The sequence below is a fragment of the Sporosarcina sp. 179-K 3D1 HS genome, from assembly GCF_047228905.1.
Taxonomy (GTDB): Bacteria; Bacillota; Bacilli; order Bacillales_A; family Planococcaceae; genus Sporosarcina.
Genome location: NZ_JBFEGI010000009.1, coordinates 133,958 through 156,630, shown reverse-complemented (window position 1 = coordinate 156,630; position 22,673 = coordinate 133,958). Strand labels below are relative to the sequence as shown.

Below are 22,673 nucleotides of genomic sequence, written 5' to 3'. Positions count from 1 at the left end.
AAGACCTTCACGGAACAAAAAACCCGTACCCTGTCAACTAACACAGGGTGCGGGTTTTAAAATCAGACAATGCACTTCGCCTCATATTTAATGGCGATTAATTTATAGGAAATCTGCATGCAGTTCTCGATCGGTATCCAAATTTCATAGGAATGTTCGTAGATTTCACGAATCCGTTTTGCAAGGTCGGTCGGGTGATCCAATCGGTGTAGTTCGGAAACGACATCGACAATTTCCAGCTCATACGCCTTTTTCCCGACATTAAATGGATCCCACTCTTCTAAAAGGGAAACCGCTTTTTTGTTCATTTCGATTGTTTGCAAAATAGGTCACCTTATTTTTTCTATAGTCTAGTTTATGATAGCATAGAAATGAAAAAAGGAAAGAGGAAAGAAGGGATTCGCGTGAGTGTATTTGAGCAGGTGTGGGAAAGAAGAAATTCCCGTTCGATGAAATGGGACCGTTTGGAATTCGTTTATGGACTCGAGGATGCGTCGGATGTTCTGCCTATGTGGGTAGCCGATATGGATTTTGCGGCGCCCGATGTGGTTATCGATGCCATCAGAGAACGGTTGGAGCATCCCGTTTTCGGGTATTCCTCTGAATTTGATGATTGCCGGGATGCCTTGCGGCAGTGGCTCGCTACTCGCTATGCGTGGGATACAGAAAGTGATTGGATGCAGTTCCATCAAGGGGTCGTTCCGGCAATCGCCACTATTATTGAGACGTTCACGAAAGAAGAAGACGGCATCCTCATTACCACTCCTGTTTATCCGCCGTTTTTCCGGATTCCCCGTCTGCAGCAGCGAACGGTTGTAGAAAGTGAATTGAAAGAGCAGGATGGCATCTATTCTGTCGATTTCGAGGATTTTGAAAGAAAATTGCAAGACAACGTGAAAGTGTTTCTCCTCTGCCACCCGCATAACCCGGGCGGAATTGTATGGCCAGAGAAGGATCTACAAGAAATGCTGCGACTCTGTGCCCAATATGATGTGCTTGTCATTTCAGACGAAATCCACGCTGACCTTGTTTTTCCGGAGCATACTCATATCCCGCTCGGCAAATTAGCCGGCAAAGAAGCGAATCGGATCATCACTTGCGTAGCGCCGACGAAGACATTTAACTTGGCTGGCCTACAGGCGGCCGTCACCATCTCCCCTGACCCGGAAATCCGTAAGAAACTCCGTCACAATGCGATTGCCCACGGGCAAATGGAAATGAACACCTTTGCCGCGGTCGCTTTCAAGGCAGCCTATGAACAGGGCGGACCTTGGCTGGATGAATTAATAGAGACGATTTCATCCAATATGGATTATGTCATCCGGAAATTGACTGCCGCCATTCCGGGGGTTAAAATCAGCAAGCCTCACGCCACCTACTTGCTATGGATCGATTATCGAGACACGGGACTTTCTGAAAAAGAAATGATGGCTCGCCTGCTCACGAAAGGGAAAGTCGCCCTGGAACCAGGAACCAAGTATGGCGAAGCAGGTCGTGGCTTCCTCCGGATGAATGTAGCAGCCCCCCGATCGTTGATTGAAGAAGGAGTCGAGCGGTTCATCCGTGCCATGAATGATTAACCTAATTCCGGGCAAATGAAAAGCAGCATCCTCAATTCTGAGGGTGCTGCTGTTTTTCTTTCTCTTCGCGACGTTCGCGTAAAATCCGTTCTTCCAATTCCCTTGTTTCCTCTTCCTGTTTCTTCGAGTTGCGACGAATCCACATGAAGGTCAAGACGAGAAGAATCATAAAAAAAGTAAAGGAAATAGCGGCAGGAATATATTCGGATTTATCTTCAGGGAAGTAAAGGAACGGCATTAAAATCGCGTTCATTTACAAACACTTCCTTATCTCATTAAATTCACAAGGTAGTTTACTTCTGGAGAATTTCAATTGACTCGATTTTTACATCTTCCACAGGTTTATCTTGGCGTCCGGTTTTGACTGTTGCGATTTTATCGACAGTGTCCATTCCTTCGATTACTTGTCCGAATACGGTATGCTTTTGGTCAAGGTGAGGCGTTCCACCCATCTCTCCATAAGCCTCCGCAATTTCATCCGGCCATCCGCCATTTTTCATTTGCTCCACTGAGGCATGCGCTTGCGAAGCTTGGACAATAAAAAACTGGCTGCCATTCGTTCCTGGGCCTGCGTTAGCCATCGAAAGTGCACCGCGCAAGTTAAATAGCTGCATGGAAAACTCATCTTCAAACGTATCACCGTAAATGCTTTCCCCACCCATTCCAGTTCCAGTCGGATCTCCGCCTTGGATCATGAAATCATTGATGACACGGTGGAAGATAATTCCGTCGTAATAGCCATTTTCTGCATGAGTCAAAAAGTTCTCAACCGTTTTAGGCGCCAACTCCGGGAACAGTTTAATCTTGATCGGGCCAAGTGTTGTGTTCATCACAACAAGTGCTTCATTAGAAGCGACTTCATTTGATAGCTGTGGATACATTGTTGTTTCCTCCTTCGTGGTGGTCGTTTCTTGATTTGTAGCCGAACCTTGTTCGACTTGTTCTGGCTGCTCTGCCGTTTCTAGTTCTTCTGCTTGTTCATCTATGTTTTCCTTCTTTTCATCCGGCTTCGCGGTTCCACAAGCCACAAGGCTCATAAGCAGAAAGAGTGCCAACATAGAGAAGATCATTTTTTTCAAAATCATTCACCCTGCATCATTTTAACATACCCGCACTTCTATTTCGAATGAATTTACATGATAAAGCACGTTTCTTTCATCAGAACCCGAACTGCTCTATACTACATGTAAAAGCACGACATAGCTCAGAAAGTGGGTTTTCGGAATGGACGTGCAGAAACGAAATTTCATCATTATTTGGATTTCCAACTTTCTCGTAGCCGGTACGATGACGATGATCATGCCTTTTTTAGCCCTCTATATCGAGACTTTCGGGGATCACTCGGATGCTTATGTCCAAAGATGGTCAGGTCTTATTTTCGGGGCGACGTTTGTGACAGCGCTTCTGATGTCGCCGATTTGGGGACGTATTGCGGACAAGTATGGATATAAACCGATTCTTCTTATCAACGGGTTCGGTATTGCAACAGCCGTCTTGTTAATGGGATTTGTTCAATCAGTCGAAACATTCTTCCTTCTTCGTTTGGCAAACGGTATTGTAACGGGCTTCATTCCCACTTCACTTGCATTCATCTCTTCTCAAACCGCAAAAGAGGAGGCGGGGAAAAAGCTTGGCACATTGCAAATGGGAAGTGTGACAGGTACATTGTTCGGACCCGTCTTGGGAGGGTTGCTAGCGGATGCGTTCGGATTCCAATATACGTTCATCATCACTTCTATCTCCGTTGTACTTGCTGCCCTCATCGTTTTATTCGGTGTAAAAGAAAAGAAAAAGTCGAAAAGCAAGCGGATTGCTCCCTATTCCCGGAAATTGATCATCTACGGGATTTTACACCATCGCCTAATGCTCAATATTATGATTATCACTGCACTAATTCAAATCGGGAATTTCAGCATCCAGCCGTTGCTTTCATTATATGTAGCGGAACTGACCGATGCAAAAGAAGTCGCTTTTCTAGCAGGCGTCACTTTTAGTGCCGCGGGTGTCGGAAATCTTTTATTCGCCCGCCGTTGGGGAGTTTTGGGAGATCAAATCGGATATGAAAAAGTGCTGTCTCTTCTCCTGCTGCTCTCATTTTTATTCATTGTGCCACAAGCATTTGTAACCGAACTTTGGCAACTGTTCATCTGTCGGCTATTATTCGGCATTGCAGTTGGAGGAATGATTCCGGTCACAACGGCGCTGATCAGACGAGAAGCACCCATTGATGCCCAAGGTGAAGTGATGGGATATAACACCAGTTTCCGATTCCTTGGCAATATCATCGGCCCGATGGTTGGTGGTATTCTAGGCGGATTCCTCGGCATTTCTTCCGTTTTTTTAATCACCGGAGTCCTCTTTTTGGTCGGCTTCATCTTCCTCTTTTACGCACGTCGAAATACCGAAGAAGACTTTGAGCACTTTTTAATGAATGAAAAACTATCTAAAATATGAAAACCATGCACACTCTTGACAGGAGTGTGCTATTATTTTTGCTATGGAATTGATTGGAATAAAGGAGGGACCCACCATTTGAAGCAGCTGGCAGGATTTTTGATGATCATCTTCACATTCCCCATTCTATTTATCGTTCAAAAAGCGATCGCCGAGGAATGGAAGAGTGTGGACTCTTTCCAAATGCAGATGAGTGAATCGATCGAGCTTTCTCCCCCTCCTATTACGGTGCCCGTTGTGATGAAAGATCGGAACGGGCTCATTTTCAGCGAAGAATATGTGGAATGGAGAGATCCGCTTCCACTTGAAGACATACCGATTTTTGTTCAGCAGCTTTTCTTGGAAAGTGAGGATAAAGGCTTTTTTGAGCACCGTGGCTATGATGTCGCGGCCATCGTCCGGGCTTTCGCTGTCAATGCAGCTAACGACGATTTAAAGCAAGGTGCATCGACGATTACGCAACAAGTAGTCCGGATGCGTTTCTTATCAACAGAAAAGACGTACGAACGGAAACTGACGGAACTTTTTTACGCGGCGGAACTGGAGAAGCAATTTTCCAAGCAAGACATTTTGGAAATGTATTTAAATGAAATGTATTTCGGCAATCAAGTATACGGTATTGGCGCCGCCGCTACCTATTACTTCAGCAAACCACTCCAAGAACTGACTGAGTGGGAATTGGCTTTTCTCGCCGCGATTCCAAATAATCCTTCTTTATATGATCCTCTTCGGAATTTCGACAACACGAAAAGAAGACAAGAGAGGTTGCTTGCAACCCTTGCAAAAAACGGGATTATTACAGATGAGGATTCTGCTACCTATAATAAACAAGCAATTGTACTGAACGTCAAGAAGAAGGAGAAAGCCTTTCCCGTTTACAGTACATATGCCTTGTCCGAGCTATCCGAGTTGATTGCCCAATCAGAAGGGCTTTCAAAACAACTGGACCATGCGAACGATGAGAATGAGAAGATTGCAATCCGGACTGCTATCGCTGCCAGAACGAGCGAGGTGCTGGCCAGCGGAATCATCATCGAAACGGCCCTGGATCCACGCAAGCAACGACTAGACGAAGAACGGGTGTCCGCTCTGCTATCTCCTGCCGGACTACAAGCGGGAGCTGCCGTCATCGATAATGAAACTAGGGAAATCATCAGCTTGTATGGCGGGAAGAACTATCGGAAAGCCGATTTTAACCGGGCCTATCAAGCGGTTCGCCAGCCAGGGTCCGCCATTAAACCGTTGCTAGTGTATGCACCTTTATTCGAAAGTGGTCCGTACACGGATAACACACCGGTGAACAGCGATAATATTTGCATCGGCTCGTACTGCCCGACGAACATCGGAGGCTATGTCTATGGAACGGTGACTGTCAAAGATGCATTCCGTCATAGCCATAACACAGCGGCCATCCGCTTGCTGCGCATCGTGGGGATCAGGGAAGCTTTTGATTATATGAAGCCGTTCGGATTTAAATCGGTCGTCGATCAAGATATGAATTATCCCGCTGCACTCGGCGGCTTTTCCAAAGGCATGACACCACTTGAAATGGCATCCGCCTATACAAGCTTCATAGACGGTATGTATAAGCCAGCTCGTGCCATCCGTTCGGTCAAAAACCGCCATGGTGACGTGTTATATAAATGGACTGACGAGAAAACCGAGATATGGTCGCCTTCTACAGTGAATACGATGCGCCGTTTGTTGCAAGACGTCGTATTGAACGGAACCGGACGCGGTGTAGCTTACACCACATCCTATACCGGCGGGAAAACTGGAACGACCGACCAGTATAAAGATTTATGGATGGCGGGTTTGAATGATCGTTATACAACTGCGGTCTGGGTTGGCTACGACCGACCAACCTCCATGAAGCGTTTAAGCGATCAAAAGATCCATCTGCGCCTCTTTTCGACATTATTAATGGACTAGCCGAAGTTGGCTAGTCCATTTCATTTCCGAGAAAAGGCAAACTTGCAATCAATCCGTTATAAAGGCGCAATAGGATATATATAATGATAGATAAAAAGACGCTCCAAATCGTAATTTCAAACACAAGCAATCCTATCGTGCTCGTCACCGTCATGAACTTGCTAAGTTTATACACGGTAAACACAAAGTAAATGAATGTCGTCAGCAAAAAGATGCCTGCCAGCAGTTTAATGGAATGAATCCCTCCGGCAGAGGCGAGAGAGCCGAAAAAATAAATGACATTCCCCCCTCTTGCTTCGCTATACGAAATGCCTTCCGGATCTTTTGAAAAAAAAAGCATGGCCGTTTCATGGATTGTTTGGGCAATCAACTTCAAGGCGGAAAACAACATGAAAAACAGAAGGGCATAGACGACAAGGAGAAAGATGCGCAGCTGCATATCCGTCAAAAACTCGCGCATTCCTGCATAAAGCCCGATCTCTTTAAACAAACCGATGGAGGTGCTGACTGCATAGACACCAAACGTTAAACTGAATAAACTGATTGTCACAAATGGCAAGTAACCAAAAAGGTACGGATTTTTCATAAGACACCCCGTTACAAAAAATAATGATCTTTCCCTACTATATGGAAATAAAAAATAGTTGCAAGTAGAGTAGGTTCGCAATGAACTTATTATAACGTTCCGAACATTCTCATGATATACTAAATATATTTCATATCACTTGTTTCCTAATAGAACTGCCCTTTTCCCGAAATACTAGTAGAAGGCAAAACAAAAATTACAAAAGTAAAAGAGGCGAAATGGATTATGATGATAGGTTTGATTGTCATCTTGCTCTTCGTATTGTTTCTACCGTTCACAGTGGGAATCGTCGAAAGGAATCTAGAAGTCTTTCTATTTTTGATGGGGATTGCAGCTGTTCTTGTCAGCCAGGTCCTCGATAAATCCCTAATCATGAAAGCGCTGGAAGATCCGATACATATTACGTTGGCGGTTATCATCGCTGGGCTGCTGTTCCGCTGGTTGCAGAATCCGATTGAAAGAACGATTCTCGGCATGAGCAAAGCGATCCCTTTCCGATTATTCCTTGCAATTATCGTCATCTTCCTCGGCCTCATTTCCAGTGTCATAACTGCTATTATCGCAGCCATTGTGCTCGTGGCTGTCGTCAGCGTCCTGAGACTCGACCGGAAGTCGGAAATCCGCCTTGTTATTCTAGCTTGCTATTCCATTGGTCTTGGCGCAGTCTTGACACCGATTGGCGAACCGCTTTCCACTGTGGCTGTCAGCAAATTGGACGAGAGTTTCTTTTATTTACTAGAACTGATCGGTCCTGAAGTCATCCCGGGGGTTGTCATTTTCGGATTACTTGCCGCTGTGATGATCCATCCGAAAAAGCAGACTCGAAAACGGTTGGAACAAGGCACCGAATCGTATTTGGATATTTTAATCCGCGGATTCAAAGTCTATTTATTTGTCATGGCTCTCACTTTGCTCGGGGCAGGTTTCGAACCGTTCATCGAAAGGTATCTTCTTGGTTTGAATCCGTTGATCCTCTATTGGATCAACATGATATCCGCCGTATTGGATAACGCCACGTTAGCCGCTGCTGAAATCAGTCCAGCCATGGATGATACGACCATCCAAGCAATTCTGCTTGGGCTTCTCGTCAGTGGGGGGATGTTAATTCCCGGTAATATCCCGAATATCATCGCAGCCGGCAAATTGAATATCAAGAGTGTTGAATGGATGCGTTTCGCTGTACCTGTCGGCTTGATCGCCATGGTTGCGTATTTCATTGTGATTATTGTTTTTTAATCAATTACGCCTTGGCGTAATTGCGTCCAGATTTTGAATTGCGAATCGAACCGCGAAGGGTTCGATTTGCCGTATTTCTGCGTTCTTTGCAGAAATTAAGGCACTAGACGTCGCACTCTTGGACCGCGCTTTCCTCTCCCCTCAAAATCTGTGACATCCGCCGGAGGCTTTATCTGAATTCAGCGGGCGTTTGAACACCCGCTGAATTAGAGAACACTAGAATTCATCCTGACACTTATCGAAGTGGGGGCTTTAGCTGAATTCAGATAAAATCGTCGATTATTTGTCACTCTTTTTCAGGCAGAATATTAAGAGAGGAACCCCGGATAGATTGCGCTATCCGGGGTTCCTGATTGATAAGGAATAGGTTTAAATTGTCTTGCAATCAAACCTTTGAAAACCACGTTATTTACGTTATACTTGAAAACAGTGAAAAAAATAATGTTTCAATGGACTGAAAGGAGGATTTTTTTGGAATTCGTGTTTTTGATATTCCTGCCGATCGTGGCCGCGATTTTCGTGCCCTTTCTTTATATGAAATTAAAAGGCATACATACTGGTTGGTTTGTGCTTTTCGTCCCGGTCGCGCTGTTTATCTATTACATCCGTTTTGTCAAGATGACCATGGACGGGGGCCATCTCGTTTCAGAGCTCCAATGGATTCCATCACTCGGAATTTCTTTTATTTCGTATATTGATGGACTCAGTCTCCTGTTCACTCTTCTAATCACGGGCATCGGAGCGCTCGTCGTGCTCTATTCCATTTTTTACTTGGACAAGACCCGCGAAAAGTTGGGTAATTTTTATGTCTATCTACTCCTATTCATGAGCGCCATGCTAGGCGTTGTCCAATCGGATAATGTCATTTCGCTCTATTTATTCTGGGAGCTCACTTCAATTTCATCATTCCTCCTCATCGGGTACTGGTACACGCGCGACCGATCAAGATTTGGTGCGTTAAAATCGATGATGATTACAGTTTTTGGCGGATTGATGATGTTAGGGGGATTTGTCCTTTTAGGGATTATGGGAGATACGTTTTCCATACGGGAACTGATTGACCAATCATCTGGTTTTGTTGGACAATCCTTTTTCACGATTGCCCTCGTCTTGATCCTGCTCGGTGCATTCACAAAGTCTGCACAATTCCCGTTCTATATTTGGTTGCCGGATGCAATGGAAGCGCCTACGCCAGTTAGTGCATACCTCCACTCTGCCACCATGGTAAAAGCGGGACTTTATCTCGTCGCTCGTTTCACGCCGATCTTTGCCGCTTCCGAACTTTGGATTTGGCTAGTGACCGGCATCGGATTGCTCACGCTCTTCTGGGGTTCGTTCTTCGCAGTGAAGCAAACGGATTTGAAGGCGATCCTTGCGTTTTCAACGGTCAGTCAGCTTGGATTGATCATGTCCTTGCTCGGCGCGGGAGCCATTACGTATCACACAAATGAAGCGATCTTCGGGTTTGCCATGTTCGCTGCCATTTTCCATTTGATCAATCATGCGACATTTAAAGGAAGTTTGTTCATGATTGCCGGGATTGTGGATCACGAGACCGGTACACGGGATATCCGTAAACTCGGCGGCTTAATGAGCATCATGCCGATCAGTTTTACGGTTGCCTTCATCGGCTCAATGTCAATGGCCGGCTTACCGCCATTCAACGGTTTTTTAAGTAAGGAAATGTTCTTGCAATCGATGCTCGCTTTGAAGCATTTCGAGCTTTATAACTTTGCTACGTGGGGAATCCTTTTCCCAGTAATCGCTTGGATTGCTAGTGTATTTACATTCATTTACAGTTTTTATTTCGTTTTCCGAACATTTACAGGACAAGGCAAATTGGAGGCATTGCCTAAAAAGCCCCATGAGGCCCCGATTGGTATGCTCGTATCCCCAGTTTTCCTAGCATCTCTTGTTGTCGGAATTTTCTTCATCCCGAATCTCGTGGCGAAATGGTTCATCAAACCTGCTGTCATGGCGATCCAGCCGACGCTCTATAGCCATCCTTCTGAAATAGAGGTGCATGTAGCGGCGTGGCATGGGTTTGATTCGGTGGAGCTTTGGTTAACGGTCGGTGTGGTTGCCGTCGGAGGCATCTTATACAGTACGCTATCCAAGTGGCAGAAGCTGTATGACATCCAACCAAACGGCCTGTCATTGAATCATTTCTATGACTCGACGATGCTTTTCGGTGAACGTGGGATGAACCGGATATCCCGTTTCTACATGACGGGGCTCATCCGTACCTATTTGCTCATGATGTTTGCATTTGTCGCGGCAGGAACGATTGCTACGTTGTTTGGCAAAAACGCTTTCGTAGTGGATGCCTCAAGCTTTGCTCCGGTCAATACATATGGTGTTCTGACTGCGGTTATCCTTCTGTTGGCCGTCTATATGGTATTGGTTGCAAAAACACGGTTGTCCGCCATCATTGCACTTGGGGCTGTCGGCTATTCGGTCGCCTTGTTCTTTGTCATTTACAAAGCGCCGGATTTGGCTCTTACACAACTCGTCATTGAAACGGTTTCCGTCGCATTGTTCCTGTTGGCATTCCAGCACTTGCCGAAGCTGCATTCGCATGGGGAGACTAAGAGAAATAAGCTTGCAAACGCAATCATTGCATTGAGCGTTGGCGTGACCGTAACATTGGTTGCCCTGTCCGCCCATTCGCAAAAGCTGATTCCATCCATCTCCCAATATTATAAAGACACGGTCTATTCGGAAGCGGCCGGCGGAAATATCGTCAACGTCATCTTGGTGGACTATCGTGGTTTCGATACCTTATTCGAAATTGCCGTCCTCTCCATTGCGGGGATTGGTGTGTTGAGCTTGATTCGTTTGCGTCTTGCAAGAAAGGAGAGTACGAATGAAAACAAATGACGTCATTTTACAGACGACAACGAAAGTCGTATTCTTCATCATTTTCCTTTTTTCCATTCATATCTTCTTCGCCGGTCATTACACACCCGGCGGAGGGTTTGTCGGCGGATTGTTGACGACGGGTGCCATCGTTTTATTGCTTCTTGCTTTTGATTTGAAAACGATCCAGAGGGCGCTGCCTTTCAATTTCACGATTGTGACTGCCATCGGATTGGTGTTAGCCCTCGGTACGGCATCCGCTGCCATCTTTTTCAATGTTCCTTTTTTCACACATGCATTTGATGACTTTACGTTGCCTTTGTTCGGGGTCACCTCCCTGCACACGGCAATGGCGTTTGACGCTGGAGTGTACTTAGTAGTTGTCGGGTCGGCTATCACAGTCATCCAAACGATCGGAGGCGATGCGTAATGGAATTTATTATGGCTATTGTCATCGGCGTCCTGTTTACCGCTGCTGTCTACCTGATCCTATCCAGAAGCTTATTGAAAATCATCCTTGGAACCGGACTTTTGAGCCACGGCGCCCATTTGCTCATTTTGACCATGGGTGGCTTAGGTGGACCGGCGCCTCCTGTATTAGCGGAAGGCGTGACTGATTACGCCGATCCGTTGCCCCAAGCCCTGATTCTGACGGCGATTGTCATCAGCTTCGGAGTGACGGCTGTAATCCTCGTGTTGGCGTACAGGATGTATGCTGAACATAAGACGGATAATATGAATCTGATGAGAGGTAATGACGAACATGATTAACTTACTTTTATTCCCGATCATTTTGCCATTCCTTTTCGCGATTCTTCTTCTCTTTTTTAAAGAAAATGTACGACTTCAACGTTCTCTCACTATCATCGGTCTTCTGATCAGTTTAGTGGCCTCTCTATTTCTGGTTGCGAAAGTGAAGGCAGATGGGGTCCAGGCGGTAACGCTCGGCAGCTGGCCCGCACCATTCGGTATTTCCATGGTTTCGGACATGCTATCGGCCCTACTTGTAACGACGACGATTTTAATTACAATATTCGTTGTCATTTACAGTTTCACTTCGATCGGCGAAGGACGAGAACGTTATTTCTACTATTCCGCCGTCCTATTCATGGTGACTGGAGTCAATGGAGCATTTACAACTGGTGATATTTTTAACATGTTTGTATTTTTTGAAGTGCTCCTCATTGCTTCCTACGTCCTCATCGCCTTGGGCGGAGAGAAAAAGCAACTTCGCGAATCTATTAAATATGTCTTGGTCAATGTCGTATCCTCGGCATTATTCGTTATTACTGTAGCTTTCCTCTATTCCGTCGTCGGAACGTTGAATATGGCTGATATCTCCGTCAAATTGATGCAAATCGGCCCTTCCGGTATTGTCACAGTGATAGCAATCCTCATGTTGATCGTATTCGGAATCAAGGGCTCGATTTTCCCACTGTATTTCTGGCTGCCGGGTTCCTATGCAGCGCCGCCGATTCCGGTGCTTGCACTGTTCGGTGCTCTGCTGACAAAAGTCGGGGTGTACGCCATCATGCGGACGTATACTTTGTTTTTCCTTAGTGATATCGGGTTTACGCATAACTTCCTGCTAGTCCTTTCGCTCTTGACAATCATTGCAGGCTGCATCGGAGCTCTCGCTTATTTTGACCTGAAACAAATTATTATTTACAACATCGTCATTGCGGTCGGGGTTATCCTGTTCGGTGCCTCCGTCATGAATGAAGCGGGAATTTCAGGGGCGATCTTCTACTTGATCCACGATATGTTGATCAAAGGGGCGCTGTTCCTATTAATCGGAATTATCATCCATGTCACCGGGACGTCGAATTTGCGGAAGATGGGCGGTCTGATGAAGACCCACGCCCCTCTCGGCTGGATGTATTTGATTGCCGCTTTCGGCTTGGCAGGAATTCCGCCGCTCAGTGGTTTCATTGGGAAACTGCTCATTATCAAAGGAGCATTTGAAGCAGGACATATTTGGGGAAGCCTCATCATTCTCGCTTCCAGTTTAATCGTTCTGTTATCGGTCATCCGAATTTTCATCTATGCTTTTTGGGGAGAGCCCCAACCGTTGGCAGTCACGGGAGGGAAACAGTCTTATCGCCGTCTGATGATGCCGGCTGTGGTTCTCGTTATCCTATCCGTCCTGTACGGCGTAGGAACCGAATGGCTGGTCCCTTATATGGCAGATGCCTCGGATGTACTATTACAACCATCTATTTATATAGATGCGGTGCTAAAGGAGTAGAGGACGATGGCATTTCAAATATTATTGAACTTCTTTATTGCCGTCGTTTGGATGTTTATGAGCTCCTCCATGTCGGCAACGACCTTTATCGTCGGCTATTTGATCGGTCTCATTTTAATTATCATGATGAGACGATTTTTCAAGACTCGATTGTATATATGGCGAGCTTGGGCTGCGTTGAAATTGACTTTGCTATTTTTTAAGGAATTGACTCTATCGAATATTTCGGTCTTGCTACTCGTCATACGGCCAAAGCTGAATATTCATCCCGCAATTTTCGCCATGCCAACCGATCTGGAACATGATTGGGAAATTACGTTGTTGTCGAGTCTGATAACATTGACGCCTGGAACGATCGTCGTCCATGTTTCAGATGACCAACGCACCTTATATATTCATGCGATTGACGTCGATGATGTAGAAGAAGCGATTGATTCGATTAAGAATTCATTTGAAAAAGCGATTAAGGAGGTGAGCCGGCCATGATGACATTTATGTGGGTTTGTTTAATCATTGTCATCCTGTGTATTTTTGGATTGCTGTATCGGGTATTCAAAGGGCCTTCGACGCCCGACCGGCTCATTGCCCTAGATGCGATCGGCGTCATGCTCATTTCAGCAATTGCATTGATCTCCATTCTTTTTGAAACCGAGTTTTTTATCGAAGTCATTTTGCTTATAGCCATCATGTCTTTCATCGGAACAGTTTCTTTCTCGAAATTCATTGAGAAAGGAGAGATTATCGAACATGACCGTAATAGCTAATAGTTTGATTGTCCTCACGATTGTCGTTGGTATCATCTTTACGATTGTCACAGTAATCGGTATCCTTCGATTGCCCGATGTGTATACGAGGGCTCATGCCGCTTCCAAAAGCGCGACATTAGGGGTTCTAAGTATTTTGCTTGGTGTCTTCTTTCACTTCTGGTTCAATGAAGGACATTTCAGTATCCAGCTTTTACTCGGTATCGCCTTCTTGTTCATCACCTCTCCGATAGGGGGGCACCTGATGAGCCGGGCCGCCTACATGTCGGGTGTCAAGCCAACCAAATTGACGGTTGGAGATGACCTTGCTGAAGTTGTGGAAAAGGCCAAAAAGGGCAAACCGGATATCCGGAAAGAAGAAGAATGAAAAACACGCATGGTTTCCGGATTTCCGGTCCATGCGTGTTTTTTATCTTGATTTAGAAACCACCATAAAAGCCATACGGTGAATACGGGTACCCATATGGATAATATGGATAATACGGATACGAATACGGATATCTGCCATACCCATAGGAAGGGAACAAGACTGATCCTAGAAGACCGCCTGCCAATCCTCCTAAGAACGGCCCTCCAAATCCATAACCACCATAACCGCCAAACCCACCATGTCGATAACCGCCATGTCGATAACCACGATGAGGCATCGTCATCCCCCTTTCCCACTTATCCTATTCCGGTCGTATACTAGGACCGGGGATAACCGCCCATCACAGGACCGATTCCATCGAGGCACTGTTGGTTTCTTCTCGGATTTTCCGGGTTGACGTGACAGTTCTGGCCGGGACATGACAGTTTCCAGGATTGCCATGACAGTTCTGGTCAGGGCCCTCACAGTTTCCCGAGTTGCCATGACAGTTTGTTCGCGACATGACAGTTTCCAGGATTGCCATGACAGTTCTGGCCAGGGCCCTCACAGTTCCCCGGGTTGCCATGACAGTTCTACACACTGAACTCAATCTACCGAAATTCAGGCTTCCTCTTCCGGTGCCATCCGTTGCACGAGGGTTGCTAATGTCCGCACCATCACTCCGGTTCCTCCTTTCGGACCGAGATCATGAGCGGAGGCGGCGTCCGATGTACCGGCGATATCCAAATGGATCCAAGGCGTATCCTCTGCAAATTCCCCGACGAAACCGCCGCCGAAAATCATATGACCGTCACGGCCGGGCGAGTTGTTCAAATCGGCCATATCACTTTTCCGTATCCGTCTTTTATCACTTTCCGTCAAAGGCAGCCGCCAAACAAACTCCCCAGTTTCCAAAGAGGCTTCCATGAACTCTTCAAAAAAGGCTTCATTATTCGTCAAGGCGCCTGTTTTGTCATGACCTAGCGCAATGATGACGCCGCCTGTCAATGTAGCCACGTCAATCAGATAATTAGCGCCGGCCTGCTTGGCGTATGTCACCGCATCCGCAAGGACCAGCCTGCCTTCTGCGTCGGTGTTCAGCACTTCAATCGTTTTTCCACTTAATGAAGTGATCACATCGTCCGGCTTGAACGCTTCACCCGAAATCATATTGTCCGTGGACGCAATGACCGCGATGACATTCCGTGCCGGGCGCAGTTCACCGATGATCTGCATGGCCCCGAGAACCGCTGCCGCCCCTCCCATATCGCCTTTCATGCCGACCATTCCATCTTTCGGCTTCAGTGAATAACCACCCGTATCGTAGGTGATCCCTTTGCCGACAAAGCCGATGACATCTTCCCATGCTTCTGTCGCAGCATATTTGAGCACAATTAATTGCGGCTCTTCCACGGATCCTTTATTGACTGCTAAAATCGCGCCCATGCCGAGCTCCTCCATCTCCTGCTTGCCCAATATATCAATTTCAAATCCATAAGAATCCGCCAGTTTGCGGGCATGTTCTGCCAACCCTTTGGCCGTCAGGAGATTCGGAGGCATATTGACAAGTGTGCGCGCATCATTAACTGCCTTGGCATGCACCACTCCTACCTCAAAAGCAGCTTTCAACTCATCCATATCTGCCTCGGACAGTAATTGGATCGTTTCAATCATGACATCCTTCTCATTGGAGCTCGTCTTATAATTTTCAAACTGATACGCTCCTAATCCGATGCCTTCCGCTGCCAGGAAGGCGATATCCGGATGCCCCATGGAATCATTTGTGAATGGTTCGAGCCAAATGGCGACAGAAGATGCCTTGTTAACGATCAGCTCTTTTCCGATAGTGGCAAAAGATTGACGAAGCCGCTCCTCATTCAAATCTTTTTTCATCCCTAATCCAATAAATAAGACACGATTATAACCTCGCTTCTCTATGGCAGGCATTTTTACAATCTTGTTAAACTCCGTCTTTACATCACCCGTCTTAATCCATTCGGGTAAACGTGAACTGAAATCCTGAGTAAGCTGTTCCCAACCAGGTACGTTTTCAGGATGTTCCGGTACACCGATGACCAGGACATCTGCTTTCACTTTGTCAAAATGCGGTTCCACTATAATCGGTTTCATTACAAATACCTCCTCATCATCTTCCAAGTTCATTATAACCGAAAGAGGACGGTTCGTTTCCAAACGGATGCCCTAAACGGTTTTTGGAATGATACCGGTGTGGTATACTAGACAATAACTTGCGTATCTGAAAAGGGAGTGGAGCATTTATGGCCATTTTTCAAAATATCCCGCTCCTTGCGGCATTATTTGGTATTTTATTTGCACAAGTCGTTAAAATTCCAATCCATTATTTTTTAACTGGAAAGCTTGATTGGAAATTATCCACTTCAACGGGAGGCATGCCCAGTTCCCATTCGGCCGCGGTCACAGCATTGACAACAGCAATTGCCTATGAAAACGGCCTGGACTCCAACCTTTTTGCCGTATCGGCGATCTTTGCCGTCATCGTCATGTTCGATGCGACTGGCATCCGCTACCAGGCAGGGCAACAAGCGCTCATCATTAATCAAATGCGGCTCGACTTTCAAACATTCGTCCAAGAGGCGAAAGGGTGGCAGCACAAAGATGGTCAACAAAAGATCCAAGAATTAAAAACATTGCTTGGCCATAAACCGAGCGAAGTGTTTGCAGGCGCCTTGACAGGTATCCTCATTTCGGTCGTGATCTATTCTTTCCTAGTATAAGAAAAAGGTGCAGAGAAGCTACTTCGCTTCCCTGCACCTTTTTCGTTCTAAAAGTTCTAAAACATCTGATATCCTTGTTTCCGCAATAGTTTACTGATAATCCCCGCAATAATGGCTCCGACCATGCCGCTCGACAGAACAATGATATCTGTAGGCTGCAATGACAGGAACTTCTCGCCCAATAACTGAAATGAAGATTTCGGTTTGGTGAGATACTCAAAGAATCTCACTTCGTCTATGATCAAAATGACGATAATCGGATAAACGACCGCCATCAACCAGGTCATCCGGAGAAGCATATTCAGTAAAAAACCGATTCCTAGAAACATGACGATAAAAATCAATACCGATAAGATGACTTGTGTCAACGGCATTGTAGAAGCATTAACTGGCATTGCAGCAACTGAATTCACTTTCACAACCCCCGTTTTCCACTATCCATTTTACATGATTATCTGTCTGCTTTCAATCAACTGAAAGCGGTTCGTCAATTTGTCGGATTTTAGTCACTCTATTTCTAAAAAACAAAACACCTACCTGTCCATGGACAAGCAGGTGCCTGTTAAGTTCTTGTTTTAATTAAAAGAAGTTAAATTTCCCTTTTTTCAACGTCAGACCTAAACCACCAATTAGATATAGCGAGCGGTTGTCCACTACTTTCTTCATGAAAGACGCCTGGGATCCCATTAATTTCTTGCCAAATGCCACACCAATGGCATCATCACTACCGAGGGATGCGATGCTACCTTTCAAATCCGGCACGAATTCGGCAGTCGGTTGTCCTTTCATCAAGGCAATGATGTTATTGGCACACATATCTCCTTGCTGCATCGCAATTTGCGCGGTAGGCGGATATGGACGATTGATTTCTTCATTAATCATCAATGCGCAATCTCCAACGATGAATACATCCGAATAGCCTGGTGCACGGAGGTCTTTGTCAACTTTTACTCGGGCGCGCATATTTTCAATTCCAGTTTGTTCGATCAAGCGATTTCCTCTGACTCCTGCAGCCCATACAACGGTGCCTGCTTTGATGAATTCAAAATCTTCTTCGCCTTTTTTGATCTTAACCCCTTCCGGAGTGGCCTCTACCACCGGAGTACCAATTGAAAATTCAATTCCTTTCGCCTCTAGCTGGCGCACTGCATAGTCCACCAATTCCGGATCGAATCCCGGAAGGACCATTGGAGCAGCCTCTACGCAAATGACCCGCACTTTATCAGCCGGCACATCATATTCTTTGCAAAGCTCGGGAACCCGATTTCCTAGTTCTCCCAAGAATTCAATTCCTGTAAATCCTGCTCCCCCTACGATAATAGTCAATCGGCTATCATCTTTTTCATCTTCCACTGACCATGTTGCAAATTGATATTCGATATGGTCACGGATTTGACGTGCCGCCTTGACGTTAGCAATGGAAAGAGCGTATTTATCTAGTCCAGGGATACCAAATGTTTCCCCTTCAAAACCAAGCGCGATCACGAGGTAATCGTATGAATGAGTACCGACGTCTGTAGTCACGACTTTCCCTTGGACGTCGATTCCTTCAACAGTTGCCTGAATGAATTTAACCTTATTCGTATTAATGACACGATTGATATCGTAGCGGACCTGTTCAGGAGTTAACGTTCCTGCAGCCGCTTCATGGAGCCATGTCGATTCATAATGGTACTCATTTTTGTTAATAAGTACGATATCTGCGTCGTCTGCTCCAAGCGATTTTTGCAAGTTGACAACTGTCGATAACCCGCCATAACCTGCACCTAATACTAGAATTGTCGGTCTATTCACGAAGATCGAAACCACCTTTGGATTTTTAATGTGCCCGGCCCGCATGCAATCGATTGCACCGACGATTTTCACAGTCCCGGCCGTTGTCAATTTATCGACAAACATCTACATCTAATACTAGACCTTTTGTCATTTCTTTTCAACACTATAATTGAAATAGCAATGCTTAGAAAATACTGAATAAGGCAGCTAAACTGCTCTTTCAAACAGCAACCCTCCTGTTTTGCCCAGGAGGGTCTGTCTAATTCATCGACCGGAATGAGATTTCCCGGTTTTCGATCTATTATTCACAATCCTGAGGAGTTCCCTCTTTTTTCGCCGTCCTAAAGGAAGTCCCGCATCCGCATGATGCGATGGCGTTCGGATTTTCAATAGTAAATCCTCCACCCATCAAGGATTCTTTATAATCGACTTTCGTCCCTTCCAAAATGGCGGCATCTTCATTGGAAACGACAACTTCAATCCCGTGTTGAGTTAATAAAATATCCTCATCGCCTTTTTCTTTTTCAAACCCTAACCCATACGTCAGCCCGCTGCATCCTCCGCCATTTACTGCGACTCGAAGATATGAACCTTCTTCCCCGTTATGGCGCATCATTTCTTTTACGCGATACGCGGCTGATTCTGTAATTTCTACTACTTGATTCATCACTGCTCACCTGCCCTATAGTTTCTATTATTATTATCATATCAATGAATTTGGAATGGTTGCAATCATTATCGCTTATGCAAAGTTGTTTTACGTTATAATAGAAGGGATGGTTAGGAAAGGATAGATTATAATGGAACTTACTCCAGCTTACGATAAAAAAATGGAATGCCTGAACTGTAAAGGAAAATTTACGACGAAACGGATACGCTCCCGATTGGTTCGAGTAGCCTCCCATGAAAGTGATTTTAAGCCTGTGTACGTGAACCAAGAGATCAATCCGCTCTTTTATAATGTAGCAGTTTGCCCGCATTGCGGATTTTCATTCACAGATGAGTTTTCCCCGTATTTTGCCCCAGGCACAAGGGAATTGATCCAGGAACAGATTACCTCGCAATGGAAGGAACGGTCCTACGGAGATGAACGGACCATTGAAGAAGCGATTGATGCCTATAAGCTCGCTTACTTAAGTGCCATGTACAAAAAAGAAAAGGACTTGACCATGGCTGGCCTCACATTGCGGATTGCTTGGCTATACCGTGAAAAAGAAGAAGCGGATGAGGAAAAGCGCTTCATGTCTATCGCTAAGAACCTCTATTTAAACGCCTATTCGGAAGGAGATTACGTCGGTACCCAAATGTCCGAGACCCGCGTCATGTATATGATTGCGGAATTGGCTTGGAAAACCGGAGACCGTGAGGAAGCAGTCAGGAGCTTCTCGCGCGTCATCGAAAGCCAACGGACGAGCACCGAGCCCCATATTGTAGAAATGGCTAAAGAAAGATGGCATGAAATTCGGGAAAGTTAATGAATAAATCGTTGGGACCGATCATAACTTCAGAGAAACGCCCATACTTCTGGAGGGGTGATGATAACTTTCGGGGACCGCTCATAATTCATGAGATGCGATCATAACTTCGAAGAGCCGCTCATACTTTACGAGATGCGATCATAACTTCGAAGAACCGCTCATACTTCACGAGATGCGATCCTAACTTCGAAGAACCGCTCATACTTCACGAGATGCGATCCTAACTTCGAAGAACCGCTCATACTTCACAAGATGCGATCATAACTCCGAAGAGCCACTCATATTTCGCAAGATGCGATCATAACTCGCAAAATAAATTCAAGCCACGCATACAGAAAACGCCGCATACGGAAGAGATGGACTCCCCCGATACGCGGCGCTTCCTATTTTATATCAAAAAACTTGTTCTACCTCAACAACACCTGGAACTTCTTCCAAGAGGGCGCGCTCAATTCCAGCCTTCAATGTAATTGTCGAACTTGGGCAAGTCCCGCAAGCACCAAGTAGGCGGAGTTTCACAATACCATCTTCAATATCCACTAATTCACAATCTCCTCCGTCACGCAGGAGGAAGGGACGCAATTTACCAAGAACTTCTTGAACGGATTCTACCATAGCTGTATCATTCATTGTCTTTACATTCTCCTTTCCTTATACTTATTATAAACAAGATCGTGAAAAAAATCCAATATTGAATCGAAAGGAGTTTATACTATTCATGGAAAATAAAGTGAGTATTGAAATTTATGGCGCAGAAATCATTTGTGCCAGTTGCGTAAACGCGCCCTCCTCCAAAGATACCTATGAATGGCTCGATGCTGCGATTAGCCGAAAATACCCCGGTCAAGCGTATGATATCCAATACATCGACATCGAATCGGAGATTGCTGATGACAGGCAACGAGGTATTGCCGAACAAGTGCGAAACGATGAATATTTTTATCCCTTAGTCATGATCAGCGGCCAACTGGTCGGAGAAGGTTATATCCAATTAAAACCGGTTTTTTCTGAATTGGAAAGACAAGGTTTCAAATCAGCATCTGAATGATAACGAACTTCCGTAAATGAGAAAAGCCCATCTACACACAACCGTGCAGGTAGGCTTTTTCTTATCCATTATGCCACTTGTACATCCAAAGAACACCCGATTTCAACAGTCGGGCAATCCGCCCCGTGACAGTCCGATCAGCCAAATAGGCAAATCCTTGTTTTTTTCCAAGGGAACCTAGGAATCCTTTCAACTTGATCTCCGGCATTTTTTCCGGCAGCGGCTCACCATTCCAGACATGGCGCAAAATCTTTACAATCTGCTCCCCTTGTTCTTCCGCCACTTGGGCGCTTGGTGCGAAAGGAAGGGCTGCACAATCTCCGACCACGTAAACATTCGGATGATTTGGAATTTGATGGTACATATTTAAAATGACCCTTCCCGAACGGTCCTTTTCGGTATCCAATTGTTGGACGATTTGGACAGGCCGGATTCCCGCCGTCCAGACAACCGCATCGACCGGAATAGTCTCTTCATGATTATGAAGGACATTGGATTCCACTTTCGTAATATTCGAGTTGGACACAACTGTTACTTCATGATCATCGAACCATCTCTGCACAAAATTACTTAGTCGTTCAGGAAAATCTCGTAATATCCGCGGGCTGCGATCAAATAGTTTAATCACCAAGTCCGGTCGGCTCTCGCGCAGCTCACTCGCCAATTCTATTCCGCTTAAGCCTGCCCCCACGATACCTACAGTTGCTCCACTACCCAGCCCCAATAATTTTTCATAGGTTATTCTGGATTTCCCGATTGTTTGTATGCTATACGTATTCTCCGCAGCTCCGGGTACATCATGGTAGTTGTCTTCACAACCTAAGCCAATGACCAAATCATCGTAATCTACTTTTTCCCCATCCGTCAGGTACACACTTTTTTCCTCAAGATTGATTCCTTGTATTTCGCCACCGATGACCTTTAACCGATCATCAACCGGCAAAGGGACTCGAACATCCGCATCGGAAACTGTTCCAGCTGCCAACGCGTAAAACTCGGTCTTCAAACTGTGGAATGGAGTACGATCGATTAATGTAATCTCAACGTCAGCGGGTAACTCTTTCGTTAAGAGGCGTAATAAAATACGCATATTACCATAGCCAGCACCTAAAAGTACAAGTTTTTTCATTATGCTCTCCTTCGTATTTCTATGATCTACTATATATCCACATTCGATTATATCAGTTTGTGACATCTTTCACAATAAGGCCATTTTGTCCCAGGTTTCCAAACGAATGACCATGAATTCCCCATTGGATTGGAATCCCGCGTGATTGACTTATAAGAAAAAAAAGAGTAGGATTCCATATAGGTGAGGTGATCATTGTGAATCCGATTGTTGAATTTTGCATGAGTAATCTTGCAAACGGTTCACACGAAACTTTCGAGACATTGGAAAAAGATCCGAATCTCGATGTCTTGGAGTATGGCTGTCTGAGTTACTGTACAAAATGTATGGATTCCCTCTATGCTATTGTCAACGGTGACATTGTAGAAGCGGAGACCCCGGATGAACTGACAAAGCGCATTTATCAACACATTGAGGACAATCCGCTCTTTTAACATAATGCTAATCGCTTGCTCAAGCGGTTAGCTTTTTTGATTGA

Annotated in this window: 26 protein-coding genes; 15 read left to right on the top strand and 11 right to left on the bottom strand. The window is 45.4% G+C overall.

The window, feature by feature from the left end; translation table 11 throughout:
* Positions 1-62 precede the first annotated feature (62 nt).
* Positions 63-323 carry a DUF1871 family protein gene (locus AB1K83_RS13045; protein ID WP_413058631.1) on the bottom strand — a complete coding sequence of 87 codons (261 nt, stop codon included), beginning with the start codon at positions 321-323 and terminating at the stop codon, positions 63-65.
* A gap of 81 nt (positions 324-404) precedes the next feature.
* Here AB1K83_RS13045 and AB1K83_RS13040 point away from each other — a divergent pair, with 81 nt between their 5' ends.
* Positions 405-1,580: a MalY/PatB family protein gene (locus AB1K83_RS13040; RefSeq protein ID WP_413058630.1), complete on the top strand. Its 1,176-nt coding sequence runs from the start codon at positions 405-407 to the stop codon at positions 1,578-1,580.
* 31 nt (positions 1,581-1,611) lie between these two features.
* On the opposite strand, the gene AB1K83_RS13035 is transcribed toward AB1K83_RS13040, so the two are convergent.
* Entirely contained in the window at positions 1,612-1,833 is a 222-nt protein-coding gene (locus AB1K83_RS13035; protein ID WP_413058629.1) for a hypothetical protein, read from the bottom strand.
* Between the two features lie 40 nt (positions 1,834-1,873).
* Positions 1,874-2,665: a peptidylprolyl isomerase gene (locus tag AB1K83_RS13030; RefSeq protein ID WP_413058628.1), complete on the bottom strand. Its 792-nt coding sequence runs from the start codon at positions 2,663-2,665 to the stop codon at positions 1,874-1,876.
* 139 nt (positions 2,666-2,804) lie between these two features.
* On the opposite strand from AB1K83_RS13030, the gene AB1K83_RS13025 reads away from it, so the two are divergent.
* A complete protein-coding gene (locus AB1K83_RS13025; RefSeq protein WP_413058627.1) occupies positions 2,805-4,034 on the top strand; it encodes an MFS transporter in 1,230 nt (409 codons plus the stop codon).
* Positions 4,035-4,112: 78 nt separating this feature from the next.
* On the top strand, positions 4,113-5,966 hold the full coding sequence (locus AB1K83_RS13020) for a transglycosylase domain-containing protein (protein ID WP_413058626.1): 1,854 nt from the start codon (positions 4,113-4,115) through the stop codon (positions 5,964-5,966).
* Positions 5,967-5,976: 10 nt separating this feature from the next.
* On the opposite strand, the gene AB1K83_RS13015 is transcribed toward AB1K83_RS13020, so the two are convergent.
* Positions 5,977-6,552 (bottom strand): YufK family protein, encoded by a 576-nt coding sequence (locus tag AB1K83_RS13015; RefSeq protein WP_413058625.1) that lies wholly within the window; start codon positions 6,550-6,552, stop codon positions 5,977-5,979.
* Between the two features lie 225 nt (positions 6,553-6,777).
* Here AB1K83_RS13015 and AB1K83_RS13010 point away from each other — a divergent pair, with 225 nt between their 5' ends.
* The 8 genes from AB1K83_RS13010 (at position 6,778) to mnhG (ending at position 14,026) form a co-directional block, all read left to right on the top strand.
* Positions 6,778-7,788, top strand: a complete 1,011-nt coding sequence (locus AB1K83_RS13010) for a DUF1646 family protein (protein ID WP_413058624.1) — start codon at positions 6,778-6,780, stop codon at positions 7,786-7,788.
* A 471-nt stretch (positions 7,789-8,259) separates the two neighbouring features.
* Entirely contained in the window at positions 8,260-10,668 is a 2,409-nt protein-coding gene (locus tag AB1K83_RS13005; protein WP_413058623.1) for a Na+/H+ antiporter subunit A, read from the top strand.
* Positions 10,655-11,077, top strand: a complete 423-nt coding sequence (locus AB1K83_RS13000; RefSeq protein ID WP_413058622.1) for a Na(+)/H(+) antiporter subunit B — start codon at positions 10,655-10,657, stop codon at positions 11,075-11,077. Before AB1K83_RS13005 ends, AB1K83_RS13000 begins: the two co-directional genes overlap by 14 nt.
* Positions 11,077-11,418: a Na(+)/H(+) antiporter subunit C gene (locus AB1K83_RS12995; RefSeq protein ID WP_413058621.1), complete on the top strand. Its 342-nt coding sequence runs from the start codon at positions 11,077-11,079 to the stop codon at positions 11,416-11,418. Before AB1K83_RS13000 ends, AB1K83_RS12995 begins: the two co-directional genes overlap by 1 nt.
* Positions 11,411-12,895: a Na+/H+ antiporter subunit D gene (locus AB1K83_RS12990; RefSeq protein WP_413058620.1), complete on the top strand. Its 1,485-nt coding sequence runs from the start codon at positions 11,411-11,413 to the stop codon at positions 12,893-12,895. The genes AB1K83_RS12995 and AB1K83_RS12990 overlap by 8 nt, the downstream gene beginning before the upstream one ends.
* A 6-nt stretch (positions 12,896-12,901) precedes the next feature.
* Positions 12,902-13,381, top strand: coding sequence for a Na+/H+ antiporter subunit E (locus AB1K83_RS12985; RefSeq protein ID WP_413058619.1), 480 nt, complete (start codon positions 12,902-12,904; stop codon positions 13,379-13,381).
* Positions 13,378-13,659 (top strand): Na(+)/H(+) antiporter subunit F1, encoded by a 282-nt coding sequence (locus AB1K83_RS12980; RefSeq protein WP_413058618.1) that lies wholly within the window; start codon positions 13,378-13,380, stop codon positions 13,657-13,659. The genes AB1K83_RS12985 and AB1K83_RS12980 overlap by 4 nt, the downstream gene beginning before the upstream one ends.
* A complete protein-coding gene (mnhG, locus tag AB1K83_RS12975; protein ID WP_413058617.1) occupies positions 13,643-14,026 on the top strand; it encodes a monovalent cation/H(+) antiporter subunit G in 384 nt (127 codons plus the stop codon). The genes AB1K83_RS12980 and mnhG overlap by 17 nt, the downstream gene beginning before the upstream one ends.
* Before the next feature lie 52 nt (positions 14,027-14,078).
* Here the strand turns inward: mnhG and AB1K83_RS12970 are convergent, their stop codons facing one another.
* Together AB1K83_RS12970 and AB1K83_RS12965 are read right to left on the bottom strand one after the other, a co-directional pair.
* Positions 14,079-14,306: a hypothetical protein gene (locus tag AB1K83_RS12970; protein ID WP_413058616.1), complete on the bottom strand. Its 228-nt coding sequence runs from the start codon at positions 14,304-14,306 to the stop codon at positions 14,079-14,081.
* Positions 14,307-14,629: 323 nt separating this feature from the next.
* On the bottom strand, positions 14,630-16,138 hold the full coding sequence (locus tag AB1K83_RS12965; protein ID WP_413058615.1) for a leucyl aminopeptidase: 1,509 nt from the start codon (positions 16,136-16,138) through the stop codon (positions 14,630-14,632).
* Positions 16,139-16,287: 149 nt separating this feature from the next.
* On the opposite strand from AB1K83_RS12965, the gene AB1K83_RS12960 reads away from it, so the two are divergent.
* Positions 16,288-16,764 (top strand): divergent PAP2 family protein, encoded by a 477-nt coding sequence (locus AB1K83_RS12960; RefSeq protein ID WP_413058614.1) that lies wholly within the window; start codon positions 16,288-16,290, stop codon positions 16,762-16,764.
* 56 nt (positions 16,765-16,820) lie between these two features.
* On the opposite strand, the gene AB1K83_RS12955 is transcribed toward AB1K83_RS12960, so the two are convergent.
* The 3 genes from AB1K83_RS12955 to AB1K83_RS12945 all read right to left on the bottom strand — a co-directional run bounded on the left by AB1K83_RS12955 (position 16,821) and on the right by AB1K83_RS12945 (position 19,207).
* Positions 16,821-17,138, bottom strand: coding sequence for a YuiB family protein (locus AB1K83_RS12955; protein ID WP_413058653.1), 318 nt, complete (start codon positions 17,136-17,138; stop codon positions 16,821-16,823).
* Positions 17,139-17,343: 205 nt separating this feature from the next.
* Positions 17,344-18,558: an NAD(P)/FAD-dependent oxidoreductase gene (locus tag AB1K83_RS12950; protein WP_413058652.1), complete on the bottom strand. Its 1,215-nt coding sequence runs from the start codon at positions 18,556-18,558 to the stop codon at positions 17,344-17,346.
* Between the two features lie 283 nt (positions 18,559-18,841).
* Positions 18,842-19,207: a HesB/IscA family protein gene (locus tag AB1K83_RS12945; RefSeq protein ID WP_413058613.1), complete on the bottom strand. Its 366-nt coding sequence runs from the start codon at positions 19,205-19,207 to the stop codon at positions 18,842-18,844.
* A 133-nt stretch (positions 19,208-19,340) separates the two neighbouring features.
* Here AB1K83_RS12945 and AB1K83_RS12940 point away from each other — a divergent pair, with 133 nt between their 5' ends.
* Positions 19,341-20,015 carry a DUF2225 domain-containing protein gene (locus tag AB1K83_RS12940; protein WP_413058612.1) on the top strand — a complete coding sequence of 225 codons (675 nt, stop codon included), beginning with the start codon at positions 19,341-19,343 and terminating at the stop codon, positions 20,013-20,015.
* A 396-nt stretch (positions 20,016-20,411) separates the two neighbouring features.
* Here AB1K83_RS12940 and AB1K83_RS12935 read toward each other — a convergent pair whose 3' ends face one another.
* Positions 20,412-20,648 carry a NifU family protein gene (locus tag AB1K83_RS12935; RefSeq protein ID WP_413058611.1) on the bottom strand — a complete coding sequence of 79 codons (237 nt, stop codon included), beginning with the start codon at positions 20,646-20,648 and terminating at the stop codon, positions 20,412-20,414.
* Positions 20,649-20,736: 88 nt separating this feature from the next.
* Between AB1K83_RS12935 and AB1K83_RS12930 the strand changes: the two genes are divergently transcribed.
* A complete protein-coding gene (locus tag AB1K83_RS12930) occupies positions 20,737-21,066 on the top strand; it encodes a YuzD family protein (RefSeq protein ID WP_413058610.1) in 330 nt (109 codons plus the stop codon).
* A gap of 61 nt (positions 21,067-21,127) precedes the next feature.
* Here the strand turns inward: AB1K83_RS12930 and AB1K83_RS12925 are convergent, their stop codons facing one another.
* Complete coding sequence (locus tag AB1K83_RS12925) at positions 21,128-22,195, bottom strand: NAD(P)/FAD-dependent oxidoreductase (protein ID WP_413058609.1); 1,068 nt, start codon at positions 22,193-22,195, stop codon at positions 21,128-21,130.
* 197 nt (positions 22,196-22,392) lie between these two features.
* On the opposite strand from AB1K83_RS12925, the gene AB1K83_RS12920 reads away from it, so the two are divergent.
* Positions 22,393-22,629, top strand: a complete 237-nt coding sequence (locus tag AB1K83_RS12920) for a YuzB family protein (protein WP_413058608.1) — start codon at positions 22,393-22,395, stop codon at positions 22,627-22,629.
* Positions 22,630-22,673 lie beyond the last annotated feature (44 nt).

Bases quoted from the DNA above. Each gene is read 5' to 3' on its own strand.
- AB1K83_RS13035 (WP_413058629.1), bottom strand. From the start codon at position 1,833: ATGAACGCGATTTTAATGCCGTTCCTTTACTTCCCTGAAGATAAATCC.
- AB1K83_RS13030 (WP_413058628.1), bottom strand. From the start codon at position 2,665: ATGATTTTGAAAAAAATGATCTTCTCTATGTTGGCACTCTTTCTGCTT.
- AB1K83_RS13025 (WP_413058627.1), top strand. From the start codon at position 2,805: ATGGACGTGCAGAAACGAAATTTCATCATTATTTGGATTTCCAACTTT.
- AB1K83_RS13015 (WP_413058625.1), bottom strand. From the start codon at position 6,552: ATGAAAAATCCGTACCTTTTTGGTTACTTGCCATTTGTGACAATCAGT.
- AB1K83_RS13010 (WP_413058624.1), top strand. From the start codon at position 6,778: ATGATGATAGGTTTGATTGTCATCTTGCTCTTCGTATTGTTTCTACCG.
- AB1K83_RS13000 (WP_413058622.1), top strand. From the start codon at position 10,655: ATGAAAACAAATGACGTCATTTTACAGACGACAACGAAAGTCGTATTC.
- AB1K83_RS12995 (WP_413058621.1), top strand. From the start codon at position 11,077: ATGGAATTTATTATGGCTATTGTCATCGGCGTCCTGTTTACCGCTGCT.
- AB1K83_RS12990 (WP_413058620.1), top strand. From the start codon at position 11,411: ATGATTAACTTACTTTTATTCCCGATCATTTTGCCATTCCTTTTCGCG.
- AB1K83_RS12985 (WP_413058619.1), top strand. From the start codon at position 12,902: ATGGCATTTCAAATATTATTGAACTTCTTTATTGCCGTCGTTTGGATG.
- AB1K83_RS12980 (WP_413058618.1), top strand. From the start codon at position 13,378: ATGATGACATTTATGTGGGTTTGTTTAATCATTGTCATCCTGTGTATT.
- mnhG (WP_413058617.1), top strand. From the start codon at position 13,643: ATGACCGTAATAGCTAATAGTTTGATTGTCCTCACGATTGTCGTTGGT.
- AB1K83_RS12970 (WP_413058616.1), bottom strand. From the start codon at position 14,306: ATGCCTCATCGTGGTTATCGACATGGCGGTTATCGACATGGTGGGTTT.
- AB1K83_RS12965 (WP_413058615.1), bottom strand. From the start codon at position 16,138: ATGAAACCGATTATAGTGGAACCGCATTTTGACAAAGTGAAAGCAGAT.
- AB1K83_RS12960 (WP_413058614.1), top strand. From the start codon at position 16,288: ATGGCCATTTTTCAAAATATCCCGCTCCTTGCGGCATTATTTGGTATT.
- AB1K83_RS12955 (WP_413058653.1), bottom strand. From the start codon at position 17,138: ATGCCGTTGACACAAGTCATCTTATCGGTATTGATTTTTATCGTCATG.
- AB1K83_RS12945 (WP_413058613.1), bottom strand. From the start codon at position 19,207: ATGAATCAAGTAGTAGAAATTACAGAATCAGCCGCGTATCGCGTAAAA.
- AB1K83_RS12940 (WP_413058612.1), top strand. From the start codon at position 19,341: ATGGAACTTACTCCAGCTTACGATAAAAAAATGGAATGCCTGAACTGT.
- AB1K83_RS12935 (WP_413058611.1), bottom strand. From the start codon at position 20,648: ATGAATGATACAGCTATGGTAGAATCCGTTCAAGAAGTTCTTGGTAAA.
- AB1K83_RS12930 (WP_413058610.1), top strand. From the start codon at position 20,737: ATGGAAAATAAAGTGAGTATTGAAATTTATGGCGCAGAAATCATTTGT.
- AB1K83_RS12925 (WP_413058609.1), bottom strand. From the start codon at position 22,195: ATGAAAAAACTTGTACTTTTAGGTGCTGGCTATGGTAATATGCGTATT.